Origin of the sequence: Rhizobium grahamii, assembly GCF_009498215.1 — a bacterium.
Classification (GTDB): Bacteria; Pseudomonadota; Alphaproteobacteria; order Rhizobiales; family Rhizobiaceae; genus Rhizobium; species Rhizobium grahamii_A.
Genome location: NZ_CP043499.1, coordinates 1,508,347 through 1,524,018 on the forward strand (window position 1 = coordinate 1,508,347; position 15,672 = coordinate 1,524,018).

Annotated in this window: 11 protein-coding genes and 1 pseudogene; 9 read left to right on the forward strand and 3 right to left on the reverse strand. The window is 59.3% G+C overall.

Annotation, left to right across the window (positions count from 1 at the left end; all coding sequences use genetic code 11):
• The first annotated feature begins 59 nt into the window (after window positions 1–59).
• Window positions 60–530 carry a cyclic nucleotide-binding domain-containing protein gene (locus FZ934_RS25710; RefSeq protein WP_056822066.1) on the forward strand — a complete coding sequence of 157 codons (471 nt, stop codon included), beginning with the start codon at window positions 60–62 and terminating at the stop codon, window positions 528–530.
• Between the two features lie 73 nt (window positions 531–603).
• On the opposite strand, the gene FZ934_RS25715 is transcribed toward FZ934_RS25710, so the two are convergent.
• Window positions 604–1,935 (reverse strand): MFS transporter, encoded by a 1,332-nt coding sequence (locus tag FZ934_RS25715; protein ID WP_153273619.1) that lies wholly within the window; start codon window positions 1,933–1,935, stop codon window positions 604–606.
• A gap of 379 nt (window positions 1,936–2,314) precedes the next feature.
• Between FZ934_RS25715 and cyoA the strand changes: the two genes are divergently transcribed.
• From cyoA to FZ934_RS25740, 5 genes are read left to right on the forward strand one after another with little or no spacing between them, the layout of a single operon-like run.
• Window positions 2,315–3,481, forward strand: a complete 1,167-nt coding sequence (cyoA, locus tag FZ934_RS25720) for a ubiquinol oxidase subunit II (protein ID WP_153273620.1) — start codon at window positions 2,315–2,317, stop codon at window positions 3,479–3,481.
• 46 nt (window positions 3,482–3,527) lie between these two features.
• A complete protein-coding gene (gene cyoB, locus FZ934_RS25725; RefSeq protein ID WP_113364013.1) occupies window positions 3,528–5,531 on the forward strand; it encodes a cytochrome o ubiquinol oxidase subunit I in 2,004 nt (667 codons plus the stop codon).
• A 4-nt stretch (window positions 5,532–5,535) separates the two neighbouring features.
• Window positions 5,536–6,156, forward strand: a complete 621-nt coding sequence (gene cyoC / locus FZ934_RS25730) for a cytochrome o ubiquinol oxidase subunit III (protein ID WP_153273621.1) — start codon at window positions 5,536–5,538, stop codon at window positions 6,154–6,156.
• Complete coding sequence (cyoD, locus tag FZ934_RS25735; RefSeq protein ID WP_113364015.1) at window positions 6,153–6,554, forward strand: cytochrome o ubiquinol oxidase subunit IV; 402 nt, start codon at window positions 6,153–6,155, stop codon at window positions 6,552–6,554. Before cyoC ends, cyoD begins: the two co-directional genes overlap by 4 nt.
• Before the next feature lie 47 nt (window positions 6,555–6,601).
• Window positions 6,602–7,357 (forward strand): SURF1 family protein, encoded by a 756-nt coding sequence (locus FZ934_RS25740; RefSeq protein WP_153273622.1) that lies wholly within the window; start codon window positions 6,602–6,604, stop codon window positions 7,355–7,357.
• Here the strand turns inward: FZ934_RS25740 and FZ934_RS25745 are convergent, their stop codons facing one another.
• The gene (locus FZ934_RS25745; RefSeq protein WP_153273623.1) at window positions 7,358–8,764 is read right to left on the reverse strand and encodes an FAD/NAD(P)-binding protein; all 1,407 of its coding nucleotides are present in this window, start codon (window positions 8,762–8,764) and stop codon (window positions 7,358–7,360) included.
• Window positions 8,765–9,217: 453 nt separating this feature from the next.
• Between FZ934_RS25745 and FZ934_RS25750 the strand changes: the two are divergent.
• The 3 genes and pseudogenes from FZ934_RS25750 to FZ934_RS25760 all read left to right on the forward strand — a co-directional run bounded on the left by FZ934_RS25750 (window position 9,218) and on the right by FZ934_RS25760 (window position 14,014).
• Window positions 9,218–11,025 (forward strand): annotated as a pseudogene (locus tag FZ934_RS25750) (ABC transporter ATP-binding protein).
• Window positions 11,026–11,036: 11 nt separating this feature from the next.
• Window positions 11,037–12,935, forward strand: a complete 1,899-nt coding sequence (locus FZ934_RS25755; protein ID WP_153273624.1) for an ABC transporter ATP-binding protein — start codon at window positions 11,037–11,039, stop codon at window positions 12,933–12,935.
• Window positions 12,936–12,982: 47 nt separating this feature from the next.
• Entirely contained in the window at window positions 12,983–14,014 is a 1,032-nt protein-coding gene (locus FZ934_RS25760) for an aldo/keto reductase (protein WP_153273625.1), read from the forward strand.
• A gap of 57 nt (window positions 14,015–14,071) precedes the next feature.
• Here the strand turns inward: FZ934_RS25760 and FZ934_RS25765 are convergent, their stop codons facing one another.
• Window positions 14,072–15,613, reverse strand: coding sequence for a hypothetical protein (locus FZ934_RS25765; protein WP_246737947.1), 1,542 nt, complete (start codon window positions 15,611–15,613; stop codon window positions 14,072–14,074).
• Window positions 15,614–15,672 lie beyond the last annotated feature (59 nt).

The window sequence follows — 15,672 nt, forward strand, 5'->3', positions numbered from 1 at the left end:
GGGGACGGAATGGAATTCTAGCGGACGCACCGCGAAGTGCGACGGGGGTAAATAGGCTCATGTTGTTGAGAGATGAAGTCGAAATGCTGCGGCGCGTGCCGATCTTCTCGAGGATCGCGCCGGCCAAGCTAAAGCTTTTGGCGTTCACCTCAGACCGAATGACCTACAACGCCGGGCAGGATTTGTTCCGCCAGGGCGATCCCGGTGATGCCGCCTATGTGATACTCTCGGGCACCGCCGACATTCTCGTCCACTCTCCAGCCGGCGATATCAAGGTGGCCGACGTTGAACTCAATTCGATCGTGGGCGAGATCGCGATCCTTTGCGACGTCTCGCGAACGGCAACGGTAAAGGCGACCTCTCATCTCGAGGTCCTGCGCATCAGCAAGGAGCACTTTCTGAAGCTGCTCAGCGACTTTCCGGAGATGGCCGTCGAAATCATGCGTGTCCTTGCCGACAGACTCAATCATACGACCGCTGAACTGACCGCCGCGCGCGCCGCAAAGCGTCCGCAAGCCGCGGCGATGTAAGTTTTTAGTTCTCCAGATGCAGAAAAGCACCGCCTGGTGCTGCCAGGCGGGCTTTTCGTTTGTGCAATATCGATCAGTCGCGCTGCTCGAGCGCCTTGCTGAAGGCCAGCGCCGCAAGCGTACAGAGCGCGCCCGACAGCAGATAGTAGCCGACGTAGTGCAAGCCGAAGCGGCTGGACAGCGTCAACGCCACCAGCGGCGCAAAGCCGGCCCCGACGAGCCAAGCCAGGTCCGACGTGAAGGCCGCGCCAGTGTAGCGGTAGCCTCTGCCGAAGCGCGACGAGATCGAGCCGGTTGCCTGGCCGAAGGAAAGTCCGAGAACGCCGAAGCCGATGATGACGAAGGCGTCCTGTCCTTCCGAACCCATTGCGATCAGCACAGGGCCAACGAAGCTGAAGATCGCAATCAGCACCGCACAGACCGCCAACTGGGCACGGCGGCCGATTCGATCGGCAATCATGCCGGAGACGATGATCGCGACGATGCCGACCATTGCGCCAATGATCTGGACAACCATGAAGGCTCCGATCGGCTGCGTGCCGTAGAGGAACATCCAGGTCAGCGGGAAGATCGTGACCAGGTGGAACATCGCGAAGCTTGCCAGCGGCACGAAGGCGCCGAGCAGGATGTCACGGCCGTGAACGCGAAGGACCTGATTGATCGGCGCGGCTTCCAGCTCATGCTGCTCAAGCAACGTGCCGAACTCCTGCGTCATCACGAGGCGCAGTCGTGCAAAGAGCGCAACGACGTTGATCGCGAAGGCGACGAAGAACGGATAGCGCCAACCCCAGCTGAGGAAGTCCTCGTTCGAGAGATTCGCGATGAAATAGCCGAAAATGACGCTTGCGAGAGCAAAGCCGATCGGCGCGCCCAACTGCGGGATCATCGCGTACCAGCCGCGGTGGTTCTTGGGTGCGTTCAACGCTAAAAGCGAAGCAAGACCGTCCCAGGCGCCACCAAGCGCGAATCCCTGTCCAAGACGGAAGAGAGCGAGAAGCGCAACCGCCCAGGCACCGATCTCGTTGTAGCCGGGCAGGAAAGCGATCGACGCCGTCGAGCCGCCGAGCAGGAAAAGTGCGATCGTAAGTTTAGTGCCGCGACCATAGAGGCGGTCGATCGTCATAAAGACCACCGAGCCCACCGGGCGAGCCAGGAACGCAAGCGAGAAGATTGCGAACGAGTAAAGCGTCGCCGTCAGTCGATCAGGCGCGAACGGGAAGATCAGTTGCGGAAAGACCAGGACCGAAGCCAGGCCATAGACGAAGAAATCAAAGAATTCGGACATGCGCCCGATAATGACGCCGATTGCGATGCTGCCGGCCGAAACCGGTTTGTCAGCATGGATCAATCGTGCGTCGCGTTCCATCGATGTCGATGATGGACCGTAGTGTGATGCATTAGCCATTAAACGCCTCCCTCGTTGAGGCACCCTGTGGCAAAGCGCCTCACAGCGATCTTGAACGAACCACTACGCTTATCAAGTCCGATCAACGTAAATAGTTCATCATCGGGCGCGAAAATTAGATGGGGATCAAAATTTACCGTCCGTCCGCGTAAAACCGGCTCATAGACACTGGCGCAGGCCGGTCAGGCGGTTATATTAGCGCTTCAAATATGCCCGCGCAGAAAAATCCTTCGAGCACAAATCAGGATTTTGACTTTAGGCGCGACGTGTCTTATCCCGCAGTGCGGCATTTCTGCTGCGCTGCGACCAAACACCTCATGTTGCTATCAAGTGTAGTGCTTTAGTCGCGGATTGGACGAAACAAAAAGAGCATAGAGACGTGCAAAAACTGCCAAAGTTTTCCCGCCATCTCCTCATTCTGCCACTGCTTTTCGCACTGACAGGATGCAATTTGGTGGTCATGTCGCCCTCGGGCGATATCGCCGTTCAGCAGCGTGACCTGATCATCGTATCGACGGTTTTGATGCTGCTGATCATCATCCCGGTGATCTTCCTGACGTTCCTGTTTGCCTGGCGCTATCGCCGCTCCAATACGGCGGCTACCTATGATCCCGAGTGGCATCATTCCACGCGTCTCGAAGTCGTCATCTGGTCGGCGCCGCTGGCGATCATTATCGCGCTTGGCGCGATCACCTGGATCAGTACGCACAAGCTCGACCCCTATCGTCCCCTGGATCGAATCGACGCCGAACGCGCCATGCCTGCCGATGCCAAGCCGCTGACCGTCGAAGTCGTGGCGCTCGATTGGAAATGGTTGTTCTTCTACCCCGAACTCGGCATTGCCACCGTCAACGAACTGGCAGCGCCGGTCGACGTTCCGATCAATTTCAAGATCACGTCGTCGTCGGTCATGAACTCGTTCTACATCCCCGCGCTCGCAGGCCAGATCTACGCGATGCCCGGTATGGAAACGAAGCTGCACGCCGTTATCAACAAGGAAGGCGTCTACGACGGTTTCTCGGCGAACTATAGCGGTGCTGGTTTCTCGCACATGCGCTTCAAGTTCCACGGCGTGAACCAGCAGGGCTTCGACGACTGGGTCGCCCAGGTCAAGCAAAGGGGCACGACGCTGAACCGCGACACCTACCTGAAGCTTGAACGTCCGAGCGAAAAAGAGCCGGTTCGCTACTATGCGTCCGCCGACAAGGATCTCTACGACGCGATCCTCAACATGTGCGCGACACCAGGCAAGATGTGCATGAGCGAAATGATGCACATCGACATGATGGGCGGCGGCGGCAAGGAAAGCGCCGAAAACCGCGAAAAGCTCGAATATGACACCCGTCATGTCGACGACCTCAGCGGCGACCACGGCATTGCAGGCGATAACTCTGAAGCACCCCAAGCCACCCCTGCTGGAGCGACGAATGGCGAAAGCGGCGACATGCAGAACATGCCGGGAATGCAGCATGACGGTCACACGATGCCCGGCATGACCAACGGAACCGGCGGCGAGACGACGCCTGCGCAACCAAACAGCAACTAAGACCTGGCGCTTTGCGTCGATACGACATCAATGAACGGGTTAATCCATGTTTTCCAATCCTGACCTCCTGAAGTTCATCTTCGGTCGGTTGACCCTAGAATCGATCCCCTATCACGAGCCCATCCTGGTCGTGACCTTTACGGTCGTGGCACTCGGCGGCATCGCTCTTCTGGGTGTAGTTACCTATTTCAAGCTTTGGGGCTATCTCTGGCGCGAGTGGCTGACCAGCGTCGATCACAAGAAGATCGGCATCATGTACGTCATCCTTGCGCTCGTCATGCTGCTGCGCGGTTTCTCCGACGCCATCATGATGCGTTTTCAGCAGGCCATCGCCTTCAATGGATCGGCAGGCTACCTGCCTCCGCATCACTACGACCAGGTCTTCACCGCCCACGGCGTCATCATGATCTTCTTCATGGCGATGCCTTTCGTCACGGGCCTGATGAACCTCGTCGTGCCGCTGCAGATCGGCGCACGTGACGTTTCCTTCCCCTTCCTGAACAACTTCTCGTTCTGGATGACGACGGCAGGCGCGATCATCATCATGATTTCGCTCTTCGTCGGCGAATTCGCCCAGACCGGTTGGCTCGCTTATCCGCCGCTGTCGGGATCCGACTACAGCCCGGGCGTTGGCGTCGACTATTATATCTGGGGCTTGCAGGTTGCCGGTATCGGCACGACGCTTTCGGGCATCAACCTGATCGCAACCATCGTGAAGATGCGCGCCCCCGGCATGAGCTTCATGAAGATGCCGGTATTCACCTGGACGTCGCTCTGCACCAACATCCTGATCGTCGCGACCTTCCCGGTCCTGACGGCAACCTTGGCGCTTCTCTCGCTCGATCGTTACGCCGGTACGAACTTCTTCACGAACGACCTCGGCGGCAACCCGATGATGTACATCAACCTCATCTGGATCTGGGGCCACCCGGAAGTCTACATCCTCGTGCTGCCCGCATTCGGCATCTTCTCGGAAGTCGTCGCCACCTTCTGTGGCAAGCGCCTCTTCGGTTACGCCTCGATGGTTTACGCAACCTGCGTTATCATGATCCTGTCGTATCTCGTGTGGCTGCACCACTTCTTCACGATGGGTTCGGGCGCGAGCGTCAACTCGTTCTTCGGCATCACCACGATGATCATCTCAATCCCGACAGGGGCAAAGATGTTCAACTGGCTGTTCACGATGTACCGCGGCCGCATTCGCTATGAAGTCCCCATGTTGTGGACGATGGGCTTCATGGTGACCTTCGTTATCGGTGGCATGACGGGCGTTCTTCTCGCCGTTCCGCCGGCCGACTTCGTGTTGCACAACTCGCTGTTCCTCATCGCCCACTTCCACAACGTCATCATCGGCGGCGTGGTGTTCGGTCTGATGGCCGGCGTGACCTACTGGTTCCCGAAGGCATTCGGCTACAAGCTCGATCCGTTCTGGGGCAAGATGTCCTTCTGGTTCTGGCTGGTCGGCTTCTACTTCGCCTTCATGCCGCTCTACGTGCTCGGTCTGATGGGCGTCACGCGCCGCGTGTCGCAGTTCGAGGATCCGTCGCTGCAGATCTGGTTCATCATCGCCGCGTTCGGCGCGGTCCTGATCGCGATCGGTATCGCCAGCTTCATCATCCAGCTCATCGTCAGCTTCTTCAAGCGCGAAGAGCTGCGGGATACGACGGGCGACCCATGGAATGGCCGTACGCTGGAATGGTCGACGTCGTCGCCGCCGCCGGACTACAACTTCGCCTTCACGCCCGTCGTGCACGACCATGACTCATGGTACGACATGAAGTCGCGTGGCTATGCCCGTCCGCTGGAAGGCTTCAAGCCGATCCACATGCCGAAGAACACCGGAACCGGTGTCATCCTCGGCGCGATCAGCGTCGTCCTCGGCTTTGCGCTCATCTGGTATATGTGGTGGCTCGTCGTTCTGTCATTCGTCGCCATCCTGGCGGTCGCGATTGGCCATACCTTCAACTACAAGCGTGATTTCTACATCCCCGCGGAAGAAGTCACCGAAACGGAAGGCAAGCGCACGGCGCTGCTTGCCGAGCAGGTGTAAGACCATGAGCGATATTGCGATCGACAAGGCCGACAAGCCTGAATTCTACCTGACCGAGGACCACCATCCGGAAGGCAGCACCATGCTGGGCTTCTGGCTGTACCTGATGAGCGACTGCCTCATCTTCGCGGTTCTCTTCGCAACCTACGCCGTTCTCGGCCGCAATTATGCGGCCGGGCCTTCCCCGGCCGATCTCTTCGATCTGCCGCTGGTGGCCATCAACACCTCGATGCTGCTTCTGTCGTCCATTACCTATGGTTTTGCGATGCTGCAGATGGAGCGCAAGGAAAAGGGCGCGACGCTCTTCTGGCTTGCCATTACCGGTATCTTCGGCCTCGTCTTCCTCGGGCTCGAACTCTACGAGTTTGCGCACCTGATCCACGAGGGCGCCGGCCCGACCCGCAGCGCCTTCCTGTCGTGCTTCTTCACGCTGGTCGGCACCCACGGTCTGCACGTCACCTTCGGTATCATCTGGCTGATTACGCTGATGGTGCAGGTATCCATGCACGGCCTCATTCCGGAAAATCGTCGTCGCCTGATGTGCCTGTCGATGTTCTGGCACTTCCTCGACGTCGTCTGGATCGGCGTCTTCTCCTTCGTCTATCTCATGGGAGTCCTCGGATGACCTCCAACGCACCCTCCACCGAAGACGCGCACGAGGCCCACCACGGCCACAGCCACGGGCACGAAGCTGCCCACGGCACGTTCGGTAGCTACATGATCGGCTTCGTTCTGTCGGTCATCCTGACGGCAATCCCGTTCTGGCTGGTCATGGCCGGCGTCTTCGAGAACTCGGCAGTGACGGCAGCCTGGATCATGGGCCTTGGCGCCATCCAGATCGTCGTTCACATGGTCTTCTTCCTCCATATGAATCCACGCTCCGAAGGCGGCTGGACGATGATGGCGCTGATTTTCACGCTGTTGCTCGTGGCGATCGCGCTCGCCGGTTCGCTCTGGGTCATGCATCATCTGAACACCAACATGATGCCGATGAGCCCCGAAATGATGAAGAACATGCCCTAAGGGCAAAAGCGGGCGGCGGTCACGCCGCCCGCAAAGGTTTTTTGGCCATGGCCGACGTTTCCTCCGAAAAATCACAGAGACAGCATACAGCCGCAGGGACCGCGATATTCTGCGGCATGATGGTGTTGTTGATCGCCGCCCTGATTTCGCTGGGTGTCTGGCAGATCGAACGGCTTTCCTGGAAAGAGGCACTGATTGCCCGCGTCGATCAACGCGTGCATGCGGAACCCGTCACCGCGCCCGCACGCGCGGAGTGGGAAAAGGTCAGCCGCGCTACGGACGAGTATCGTCATGTGACGGCCGAAGGCACCTTCGACAATGGCAAGGAAACGCTGATCTATGCATCGACGACGCTTGGGCCGGGGTATTGGGTTATCACCCCGCTCAATCTCGACGACGGGACTTCAATCCTGATCAATCGCGGCTTTGTCCCGACGGAAAAACGCGACCCGGCGACACGCGGCGAGGGCCAGATTTCAACGCCGGTCAAGATTGCCGGACTGCTCAGAATCACGGAGCCAAAAGGCACGCTGATCAAATCCAACGATCCGGCCAACGAACGTTGGTATTCGCGTGATGTCGCCGCGATCGCCGAACAGCGCAACGTCGCCAATGTCGCGCCGTTTTTCATCGACGCCGATGTTACCCAAAACCCCGGTGGCCTTCCCGTCGGTGGGCTGACGCAGATCGCCTTCCCGAACAATCATCTGGTCTACGCGATCACCTGGTTTGTACTGGCAATCATGGCCGTGGGCCTTCTCGCCTTTGTCCTTCGCAGCGAACTGCGTTCGCGCCGCAGCTGATCAGACGGCCTTGCTCCGCGGATAGAACCGCTCTGCGACATGCTCGCCAACGGCATAGGCCTGGCTGACGATCTCCGGAACGAGATCGATATCCGGCAGGCTTCCAAGCCCAAGCGGGCCGACAGCAAACAACCCATCCACGACTGATCCGTCCTCAAGGCACGGCTGGCCACGCTGGTCGACAGCCAGACCGAGCGATAGCTCGTCCGGCATAGCAAGACCCTGATCAAGCAGGCTTGCCAGCAGCCGCGTATTCATTTGGGGACCGCGGCAGCGGCAGTCCAATACGCGCTCGGCATGTACGATCTCTTCTGACGGTGAGCCGGCAGGACGGAAGAAGACGCCACCGAAACCCCGCCTTACGACGACACCACGACGCAGAAGCGTGTTGCCACCCGCCAGTTCACTCTGAAGCCGGGCATAGATGGCCTCCGGCAGCCGGTTGCGATGGCTGTCGTAGATGGCGCGAAGATGCCGATTGAACTGGCGCTTCTGATGGGCCGGCAATCCGCGCCAGAGCGAGCGTGCATGCTTGCGCAGCCCATTCATCACCGATTGCCAGCTTCGGCCTCCTTCCTCGGCTTCGCGGCAGGCACTGCGGATAAAGCGCAGGATCTCGGGAAGGGTCGATGGCAGTGTGTCTGCGGGGAAAACCGGATCGGCGGCGTTTGGCGTATGGCTCTGCGGCAGGAAGCCGTGCCGCGAGAGAATTGTGATCTGGCCCCGATAGCCGGAATCGCGGAGCTGCAGCAGATGGTCGACGACCCGGATGCCGCTACCGAGAAGGATCGTATGAGGCCGGGCAACAAGGCGTTGCGCTCTTACAGGAGACGCCGCTTCTTCAGTCTCGGCCGCGTCCGGAAGCCCGTAGCCGGTTGCGAGAATGACCGTATCGAAGAGAGGGTTGGCAGGATTGGCGCTCTCGAGCAGGAAGCGGTTGCCATGGCTTCTGCGGATCGCCACGACCGGTTCGTGACAGACCTGAACCGTGATGTCCTGGCGGGCGGACAATGCCTCTGAAAAGCGCTGATAGACGTAATCGCTGAAAATTTCCTTCGGCACGAAGATCTGGCGAAACCCCGGGATCGCCGCAGGTACGGCGGCGCGGAATTCCGTGTTGCTACAGAGCCAGTCGTTGAAATCGTCGTTGTCGCCAAGTGACACCGAAAGGTCCCGGACACGCGTGTTGAGGATCGTCAATGCACGCGCGGAGGAAAGCGCCTGCCCGCCGCTTACAGAGGAGTTCGGGTCGAAGAGTTGAAGATGAAACGGCGTGCGAACCGTCTTCATCAGAGCGATCGCCATCGTCATTCCGGAAAACCCACGGCCAACAACGGCAAACCGCGGTATCGCGGAGATCTGTGCCGCCGCCGCTGACTTCGAAGAAAACAGGCCTTGAACCGTCATCTCAACTCCCCTGCGACCGTCTGCGCATCGTGTCTCGACTGGTTTCAACGCGGGAAGAACCTTTCGCGCGTTGAGCTTGGTTCACGCGGTTTTGAACCGCTCAAAGTCTATCAAACTAGTCGTGTATGAAAGCTCCAAAAGACGCTTTAGGCAAGCCCTTTGTTCCCGGGCACCGTGTAGCTGCATGGCAAACGGCTGTAATCATTGCCACATTTTACTGAACAGCAGTGGCATTTTGGTACGTCACTACACCGTTTCTCGCACTCACGATAAAATAACCAACTGGTGAATTATTGACTTGAAGGGCCGTGAGGAATCGGCAAAAGTAAGGGCGCTAATCAATCCCTTCATGGATTCGCCGTCTTTCCGGACCAGCGTCCGACCACACTTCTGTTTTGGAACATTACCGTGAGCAGCGATGCTTTAACACGCACGACGAAGCCATCGGCCTCGATGGCGAAGGCGACTGCGGCAGGCTGGGGCAAAGGCCTCTTCACGCTCGTCCGCATCACCGTCATGGCATTTCGCCATCCTTGGCAATCCGGTTTCGCCATCGGCGCGACCCTGGTGGCTTCCACCTTCCAACTGATGATCCTCGCCTCCTCGGCCACGCCGTCGATCACACGCAGATGGCGATGGAAGGCGGTCAGGCGGGGCAGATCGCGCAGGATGCGCTGCTGACTACGGCGCTGATGCTGCTCGGCGCCAGCGTTCTTCGCGGCATCTTCACGATGATCCAGAACTATTTCAGCGAGAGCGTCGGCCATCATATGGGCTATGAGCTGCGCCTTGCCTGTTACGAGAAAATCCAGCGCCTTTCCTTCAGCTTCCATGACAGCGTCCATTCCGGCGACCTGATTACGGTCGGCCTGCTCGACCTCGAAGGCGTGCGCATGTATTTCTCGACGGCGCTCGTGCGCATGGTGCTCCTCACCATGCTGATCGGAATCGGCGCGTACATGCTGCTTTCCACCGATGTCGTGCTCGGCCTGCTGGCCCTGAGCTTCGTGCCTTTCGTTGCCTGGCGCTCCTCGGTCACGCAGCTGAAGTTGCGCGCGACCTGGCTCGACCTGCAGGAACGGCTGTCGGTGCTGACACGCATCATGGAAGAAAATCTCGGCGGCATCCGTGTCGTGCGGGCCTTTGCCGCGCAGGCACACGAGATGATGAAGTTCGAAGGGGCTTCAAAGAATGCCTTGACGCTCGCTCACCAGCGCGTCGGCATCCGTGTCGTCAATACCAGTGCCATGACCTTCTCCTTCTTCGCAGCCATGGGCCTCGTCCTCTGGATTGGCGGCGGCAAGGTCATGTCGGGCGAGATTACCGTCGGTACGCTGGCATCGTTCCTGACGTTCATGACGATCCTACAGATGCCGGTCCGCCAACTCGGCCTCATGGTCAACGCTTTCGCGCGCGCCTCGACCTGCGGTACCCGGCTGTTCAATCTGCTCGATCTTGAGATTGCCGTGCGCGATGCGCCTGACGCCAAGGATCTGGCGCTGAACGAGGGGACGCTTCGCTTCGAGAATGTAAGCTTCGCCTATCCAAGCTCGCCGATGCACGAGGTTCTCAGCAACGTCTCCTTCGAAGCAAGACGCGGTGAGACGATCGGCATTGTCGGACCACCCGGCAGCGGCAAGTCGACGCTTGCCCATCTGATCCCGCGTTTCTACGACGTCACCAAGGGCAAGATCACGCTCGATGGGCATGACATCCGCAAGGCAACGCTGCAGTCGCTGCGTCGCGCGGTCGCCGTTGTCCAGCAGGACTCCTTCCTGTTCACCACCTCGATCGAAAACAATATCGCCTACGGTGATCCGTGGGCGAAGGAAGGCCGGATCGAGCGCGCCAGCGAAAGCGCCCAATTGCACAACTACGTGCTTGGCCTGCCGACCGGCTACGGCACCGTGGTTGGTGAACGTGGCGTATCGCTGTCGGGAGGGCAGCGTCAGCGCCTGTCGATCGCCCGCGCGCTGATGTTGAAGCCCGCCGTCATGGTCTTTGACGACTCGACGGCGGCGATCGATGCGGCGACCGAACAGCGCATCCGCTCCGCGATGCGCAAATACGCGGCCGATCGCGTGACGATCATTGTTGCACACCGCTTGAGCTCGCTGATGCACGCCGACCAGATCCTGTTCGTCGAGAACGGGGAAATCGTCGAACGGGGCACGCACGAGGAGCTGCTGGCAGCCGGCGGGCGCTACAAGGCGCTCTACGATCTGCAGGTGCGGCCGGGCGACGAGGCGCTCAGCGCCTAGGGAGGAATGAAATGGCCGAGGAACTGGAAACCGAACGCTCCGACGTTCGCGAAGACGGACGCCGCCCGCCGCGGGCAGTCGTCGGCTCGCATCGCGTCGAAGAGGAGATGTTCGGCAAGGCCTTCGATGGCAACATCATCAAGCGCATCTGGGCATTCGTGCATCCCTACCGCAGGCAGGTTCTGCTATCGGTAGCTGCCGTCCTGACCTTCACGACCATGCAGTTGCTGATCCCGCTGATCATCCGCTATGCGATCGATCACGGCATGCAGCCGGGCGCAAGCCATTCCGCGCTAACCTGGGCGATGATCGCCTTTCTTGCGGCCATTTTGATCAACTACTGTGCCAGCTACTGGCAGGAGACGCTGGTCGGCAATGTCGCGGAGGAAGTTCTCTTCGATATCCGCAAGGCGATGTTTTCGCATCTACAGCGGGTCTCGCTCTCCTTCATGGACAAGACCGAGGTCGGCCGCCTGATGTCCCGCCTGCAGGGCGACGTCAACTCGATGCAGGAATTTCTGGAAACCTCGGTCCTCTCGGTCGGCGATATCGTGCTGCTATTCGGCATCGTTTTCGTCATGCTCTACCTCGACTTCAAGCTTGGTCTTCTGACGCTATCGGTGCTGCCGATCCTGTTTGTCGTTCGCCTCTTCTGGCTGCCGCTCGCGCGCAAATCCTTCATGGCCGCGCATGAGACCAACTCCGTGGCGAATGGGGCATTGGCTGAAGCGATCCACGGTGTGCGCGCTGTCCAGAGCATGGATCGCCAGGGCGTTAACTTCATGCTCTATGACGACAAGGCGAAGGCGAACCTGAAGACGCACCTGACAGCGGCGCGATATGCCCAGGTGATGGTGCCGATCGTGGACTCCTTGACCGGTGTTGCCATGGCACTCGTCATCGTCGTCGGCGGCGCGCGCGTCCTCAACCAGGCGCTCGATGTCGGCGTGCTCGTCGCCTTCCTGTTTTACATCCAGCGCTTCTTCGATCCGATCCGCTCGCTGACGCTGCAATATTCGGTGATGCAGCGCGCCATGGCTTCCGGTCAGCGATTGACGGAAGTTCTCGATGTTCCCGTCGAGATCAGAGATGCGCCAAATGCCAAGGAACTTTCTGCCGATATGGACGGCTCTGTGGAGTTTCGCGATGTGGTCTTCGGCTATCATCCCAAGCACCCCGTCCTGAAGCACGTGAGCTTCAAGGTGAACCCCGGCGAAACGGTTGCCCTTGTCGGCCCAACCGGCTCCGGTAAGTCGAGCTGCATGTCGCTGATCCATCGTTTCTACGATGTGCAGCAGGGACAGGTGCTGGTCGGCGGACACGATGTGCGCGACCTGACGCAGGATTCGCTCGGCAACCAGATCGCCATGGTTCTTCAGGAGCCTTTCCTGTTTACCGGCACGGTTTTCGAGAACATTCGCTATCACAAGGCGGAAGCGACCCGCGAACAGGTCATCGAAGCGGCAAAGGCTGTCGGCGCTCACGACTTCATCATGCGCTTGCCTGAGGGCTATCACAGCATGCTCGGCGAGCGCGGCGGCAATCTCTCGCTCGGCCAGCGCCAGCTTCTAAGCTTTGCCCGTGCGCTGGTCGCCGATGCGAAGATCCTGGTGCTCGACGAGGCAACGGCCAATATCGACAGCTACACCGAGATGCTGATCCAGAGGGCGCTCGTCAAGCTGCTCGAAAACCGGACCGGCCTGGTCATTGCCCACCGCCTCGCGACGATCAGAGAGGCCGATCGCATCATCGTCCTGCAGAATGGGGAACTGATCGAGAGTGGTAATCACCAACAGCTCATGAAGAACCGCAAGCTCTATTCGCGCCTCTATAATCTGAATTACGCGTCCTTCGACGACATTCCGGACGCCGTGCTCGAAGAGACGACTGCCAACGGTTCAGCGACTTAAATCCAGCCTTCCCAAGCAACGCCACTATTCGAAGAGGAGTACTTTCCATGGATTATCGCAAGCTTGGCAATAGCGGCGCAATCGTGACCGCATACTGCCTCGGCACCATGACATTTGGCGCGGAGGCCGACGAAGCTGCGTCGCACAGACTTCTTGATGACTACTTCGCCTGGGGCGGCAATTTCATTGATACGGCTGACGTCTATAGCGCCGGCAAGTCGGAAGAGATCATCGGGCGGTGGTTGAAAACGCACCCGACCGAGGCAAAGCAAGCTGTCATCGCGACCAAGGGCCGGTTTCCCATGGGGCCCGGGCCGAACGACATCGGGCTCTCTCGCCGCCACCTGAACCAGGCGCTGGATGCGTCGCTTGCGAGGTTGGGCGTCGAACATATCGACCTCTATCAGATGCACGCCTGGGACGCGCTGACCCCGATCGAGGAGACGCTGCGCTTCCTCGATGACGCCGTTTCCGCTGGCAAGATCGGCTACTACGGCTTCTCCAACTACGTCGGATGGCAGATCGCCAAGGCCAACGAAATCGCCAAGGCACGAGGCTATACCCGGCCGGTGACGCTGCAGCCGCAATATAACCTGCTGGTGCGCGACATTGAGCTTGAGATCGTTGCCGCATGCCAGGATGCGGGCATGGGCCTGTTGCCGTGGTCGCCGCTCGGCGGCGGTTGGCTGACAGGCAAGTATCAGCGCGACCAGGCGCCGACGGGTGCTACCCGCCTCGGAGAGAACCCGAACCGCGGGATGGAATCCTATGCCCAGCGCAACGCGCAGGAACGGACATGGGCAATCATCGAGACGGTGGAAGCGATTGCGAAGGCCCATGGTGTAGGCATGGCACAGGTGGCACTTGCCTGGACGGCGGCGCGACCGGCCGTGACATCAGTCATTCTCGGAGCGCGGACGAGCGAGCAACTCGCCGACAACCTCGCTGCAGCAAAGCTGTCGCTTTCGGAAGAGGAGATGACGAAGCTCAGCGACGTCAGCCAGCCGCACGTCGCCGACTACCCGTACGGGGCGGGCGGTACCAACCAGCGGCATCGCAAGATCGAAGGCGGGAGATAGCAACGGATCGGCTTGCACGCTGACCATGCGTGGCGTGCAAGCCCTCTTACGCCTTGATCAGATTTCCATATGCAGCGCCTTCTGCGCGGCATCCCATTTGGGGGTGGAGGCACCTTCGTACTCCAGCAACCCCCAGCTTCCCCACTTGCCCGGCTCGCTCATCGACGTGAAAAGAGTGTAGAGATCGCCGCCAGCCGCCCACCAGTTCTTCAGGTGACGCAGGTAGAGATCCCCCATCCGCGGATCACGATTGGCCGCGATGAACAGCTTGGTGAGCGCCTCGTTGTTTTCAGTGCCGCCGTGCCCGACGAGATGCTGGCCGCCTTCATAGGCATAAAGCTTCACACCGTATTTGGCAGCGATAGCCACCTGCTTCCCGATTGTTTCGCGGTTCAGACCGTCGACCTCCTGGCCAAGAGCGTCGAAAACGCGGTCGAGCGACCACGTCGCGACATCATTTGCGCGTTCCGGATCCCCCAGCGAGTTGCCAAAGTAAGGAGCGATCGCCAGCACGTCCGCATGCTCTTTCACCCCTTCGTAGGACAGGATGACCTCGCTCGTCCACTCATTGGCAGATTGTGCTCCATAGACGCCAATCACACGCTCCTTGTCCGCCCCGAAGACATCCTCCCATATGGCGATGATCTCGGTTGCCCGCTTTGCGTAGAACATCATCGCCCCTTGGAATTCATCGTTCGATAAGCCAAGTGCTTTGCCTTGAGAGGCGGCATAGTCGTACTGTCCAAAGAACGTGTTCCATACCTCGTTGGAGTATTCGACGTTGACGTTGAGATCGGCCGAAAGATCCTTGCGGACCTGAGTTGCAAACTGCCTGACGTAATCATCATCAGCCTGATGGGGCATGTTGAACCATGGTTCAGCTTTGACCGTGTTGCAAAGGTCGATCATGTACTCCAGGGGAACACCGAAATCCGAATTGCCGAAACGGCCATATTTCGGCCTGTCGCTCCACTGCTTTACAGTGGAGCCGTTGGTCGACATCCAATCCATGAACCGTATAGCCGACATGTCTCGCGCGCGATCAAGGAACGGTTGGCGAAACGCGCTTGTCGGCATCTCTCCGCGCTCGTAAAGCCGGATGTTGCGAATGGGATCGTCGGGGTCGGTTTCCACGATCCTTGCGACAAACGCTTCGTTCTTGCGCATGTTCCGGACATCGTCGCGGCCGGGAAAGCGCCGTTCCAGTTCGGCGCCATTGGTATAGCCGATCTTGCCCTTGCCATCATAATAGAGAGAAAGCTGGACCGGCAGGTTCTTCCGATAGGGCGTGAAGATGAGAAAGCTCTCCAGAAACGCCTGCGGCGGAATCTTTTTCGGATAACCGTCGTCAGTCATCGGCGGCAACGGCGTGTCCCAGGTGAACGGCATCTGACCGAGCTGCACTCTCCATCTCGACGCGTTCACTGCGAGGTTCGAGAAGACTTGCTCGCTCGACCAGTAGGAAGCGCCAGCCAGGTTCAGACCAAGCCTGCCATTCTTTCCGGACGGGGCCGCAGCAAGCATTCTCGAAGGAAACTGGCTCACGAGCGGTGCCAAGGCGGCAGCCGAGAGAATTTGCAGAACATCGCGACGCTTCACAGCACTATCCTTCCATACTCACGATCCGCGCGTTCGGATTTCAACTCGAAAGGCGCGCC

What these genes read in the sequence shown, in the direction of transcription:
- FZ934_RS25745 (WP_153273623.1), bottom strand. Translation starts at nt 8,764, where the DNA reads ATGACGGTTCAAGGCCTGTTTTCTTCGAAGTCAGCGGCGGCGGCACAG.
- cyoC (WP_153273621.1), top strand. Translation starts at nt 5,536, where the DNA reads ATGAGCGATATTGCGATCGACAAGGCCGACAAGCCTGAATTCTACCTG.
- FZ934_RS25740 (WP_153273622.1), top strand. Translation starts at nt 6,602, where the DNA reads ATGGCCGACGTTTCCTCCGAAAAATCACAGAGACAGCATACAGCCGCA.
- FZ934_RS25710 (WP_056822066.1), top strand. Translation starts at nt 60, where the DNA reads ATGTTGTTGAGAGATGAAGTCGAAATGCTGCGGCGCGTGCCGATCTTC.
- FZ934_RS25755 (WP_153273624.1), top strand. Translation starts at nt 11,037, where the DNA reads ATGGCCGAGGAACTGGAAACCGAACGCTCCGACGTTCGCGAAGACGGA.
- cyoB (WP_113364013.1), top strand. Translation starts at nt 3,528, where the DNA reads ATGTTTTCCAATCCTGACCTCCTGAAGTTCATCTTCGGTCGGTTGACC.
- FZ934_RS25715 (WP_153273619.1), bottom strand. Translation starts at nt 1,935, where the DNA reads ATGGCTAATGCATCACACTACGGTCCATCATCGACATCGATGGAACGC.
- FZ934_RS25760 (WP_153273625.1), top strand. Translation starts at nt 12,983, where the DNA reads ATGGATTATCGCAAGCTTGGCAATAGCGGCGCAATCGTGACCGCATAC.
- cyoD (WP_113364015.1), top strand. Translation starts at nt 6,153, where the DNA reads ATGACCTCCAACGCACCCTCCACCGAAGACGCGCACGAGGCCCACCAC.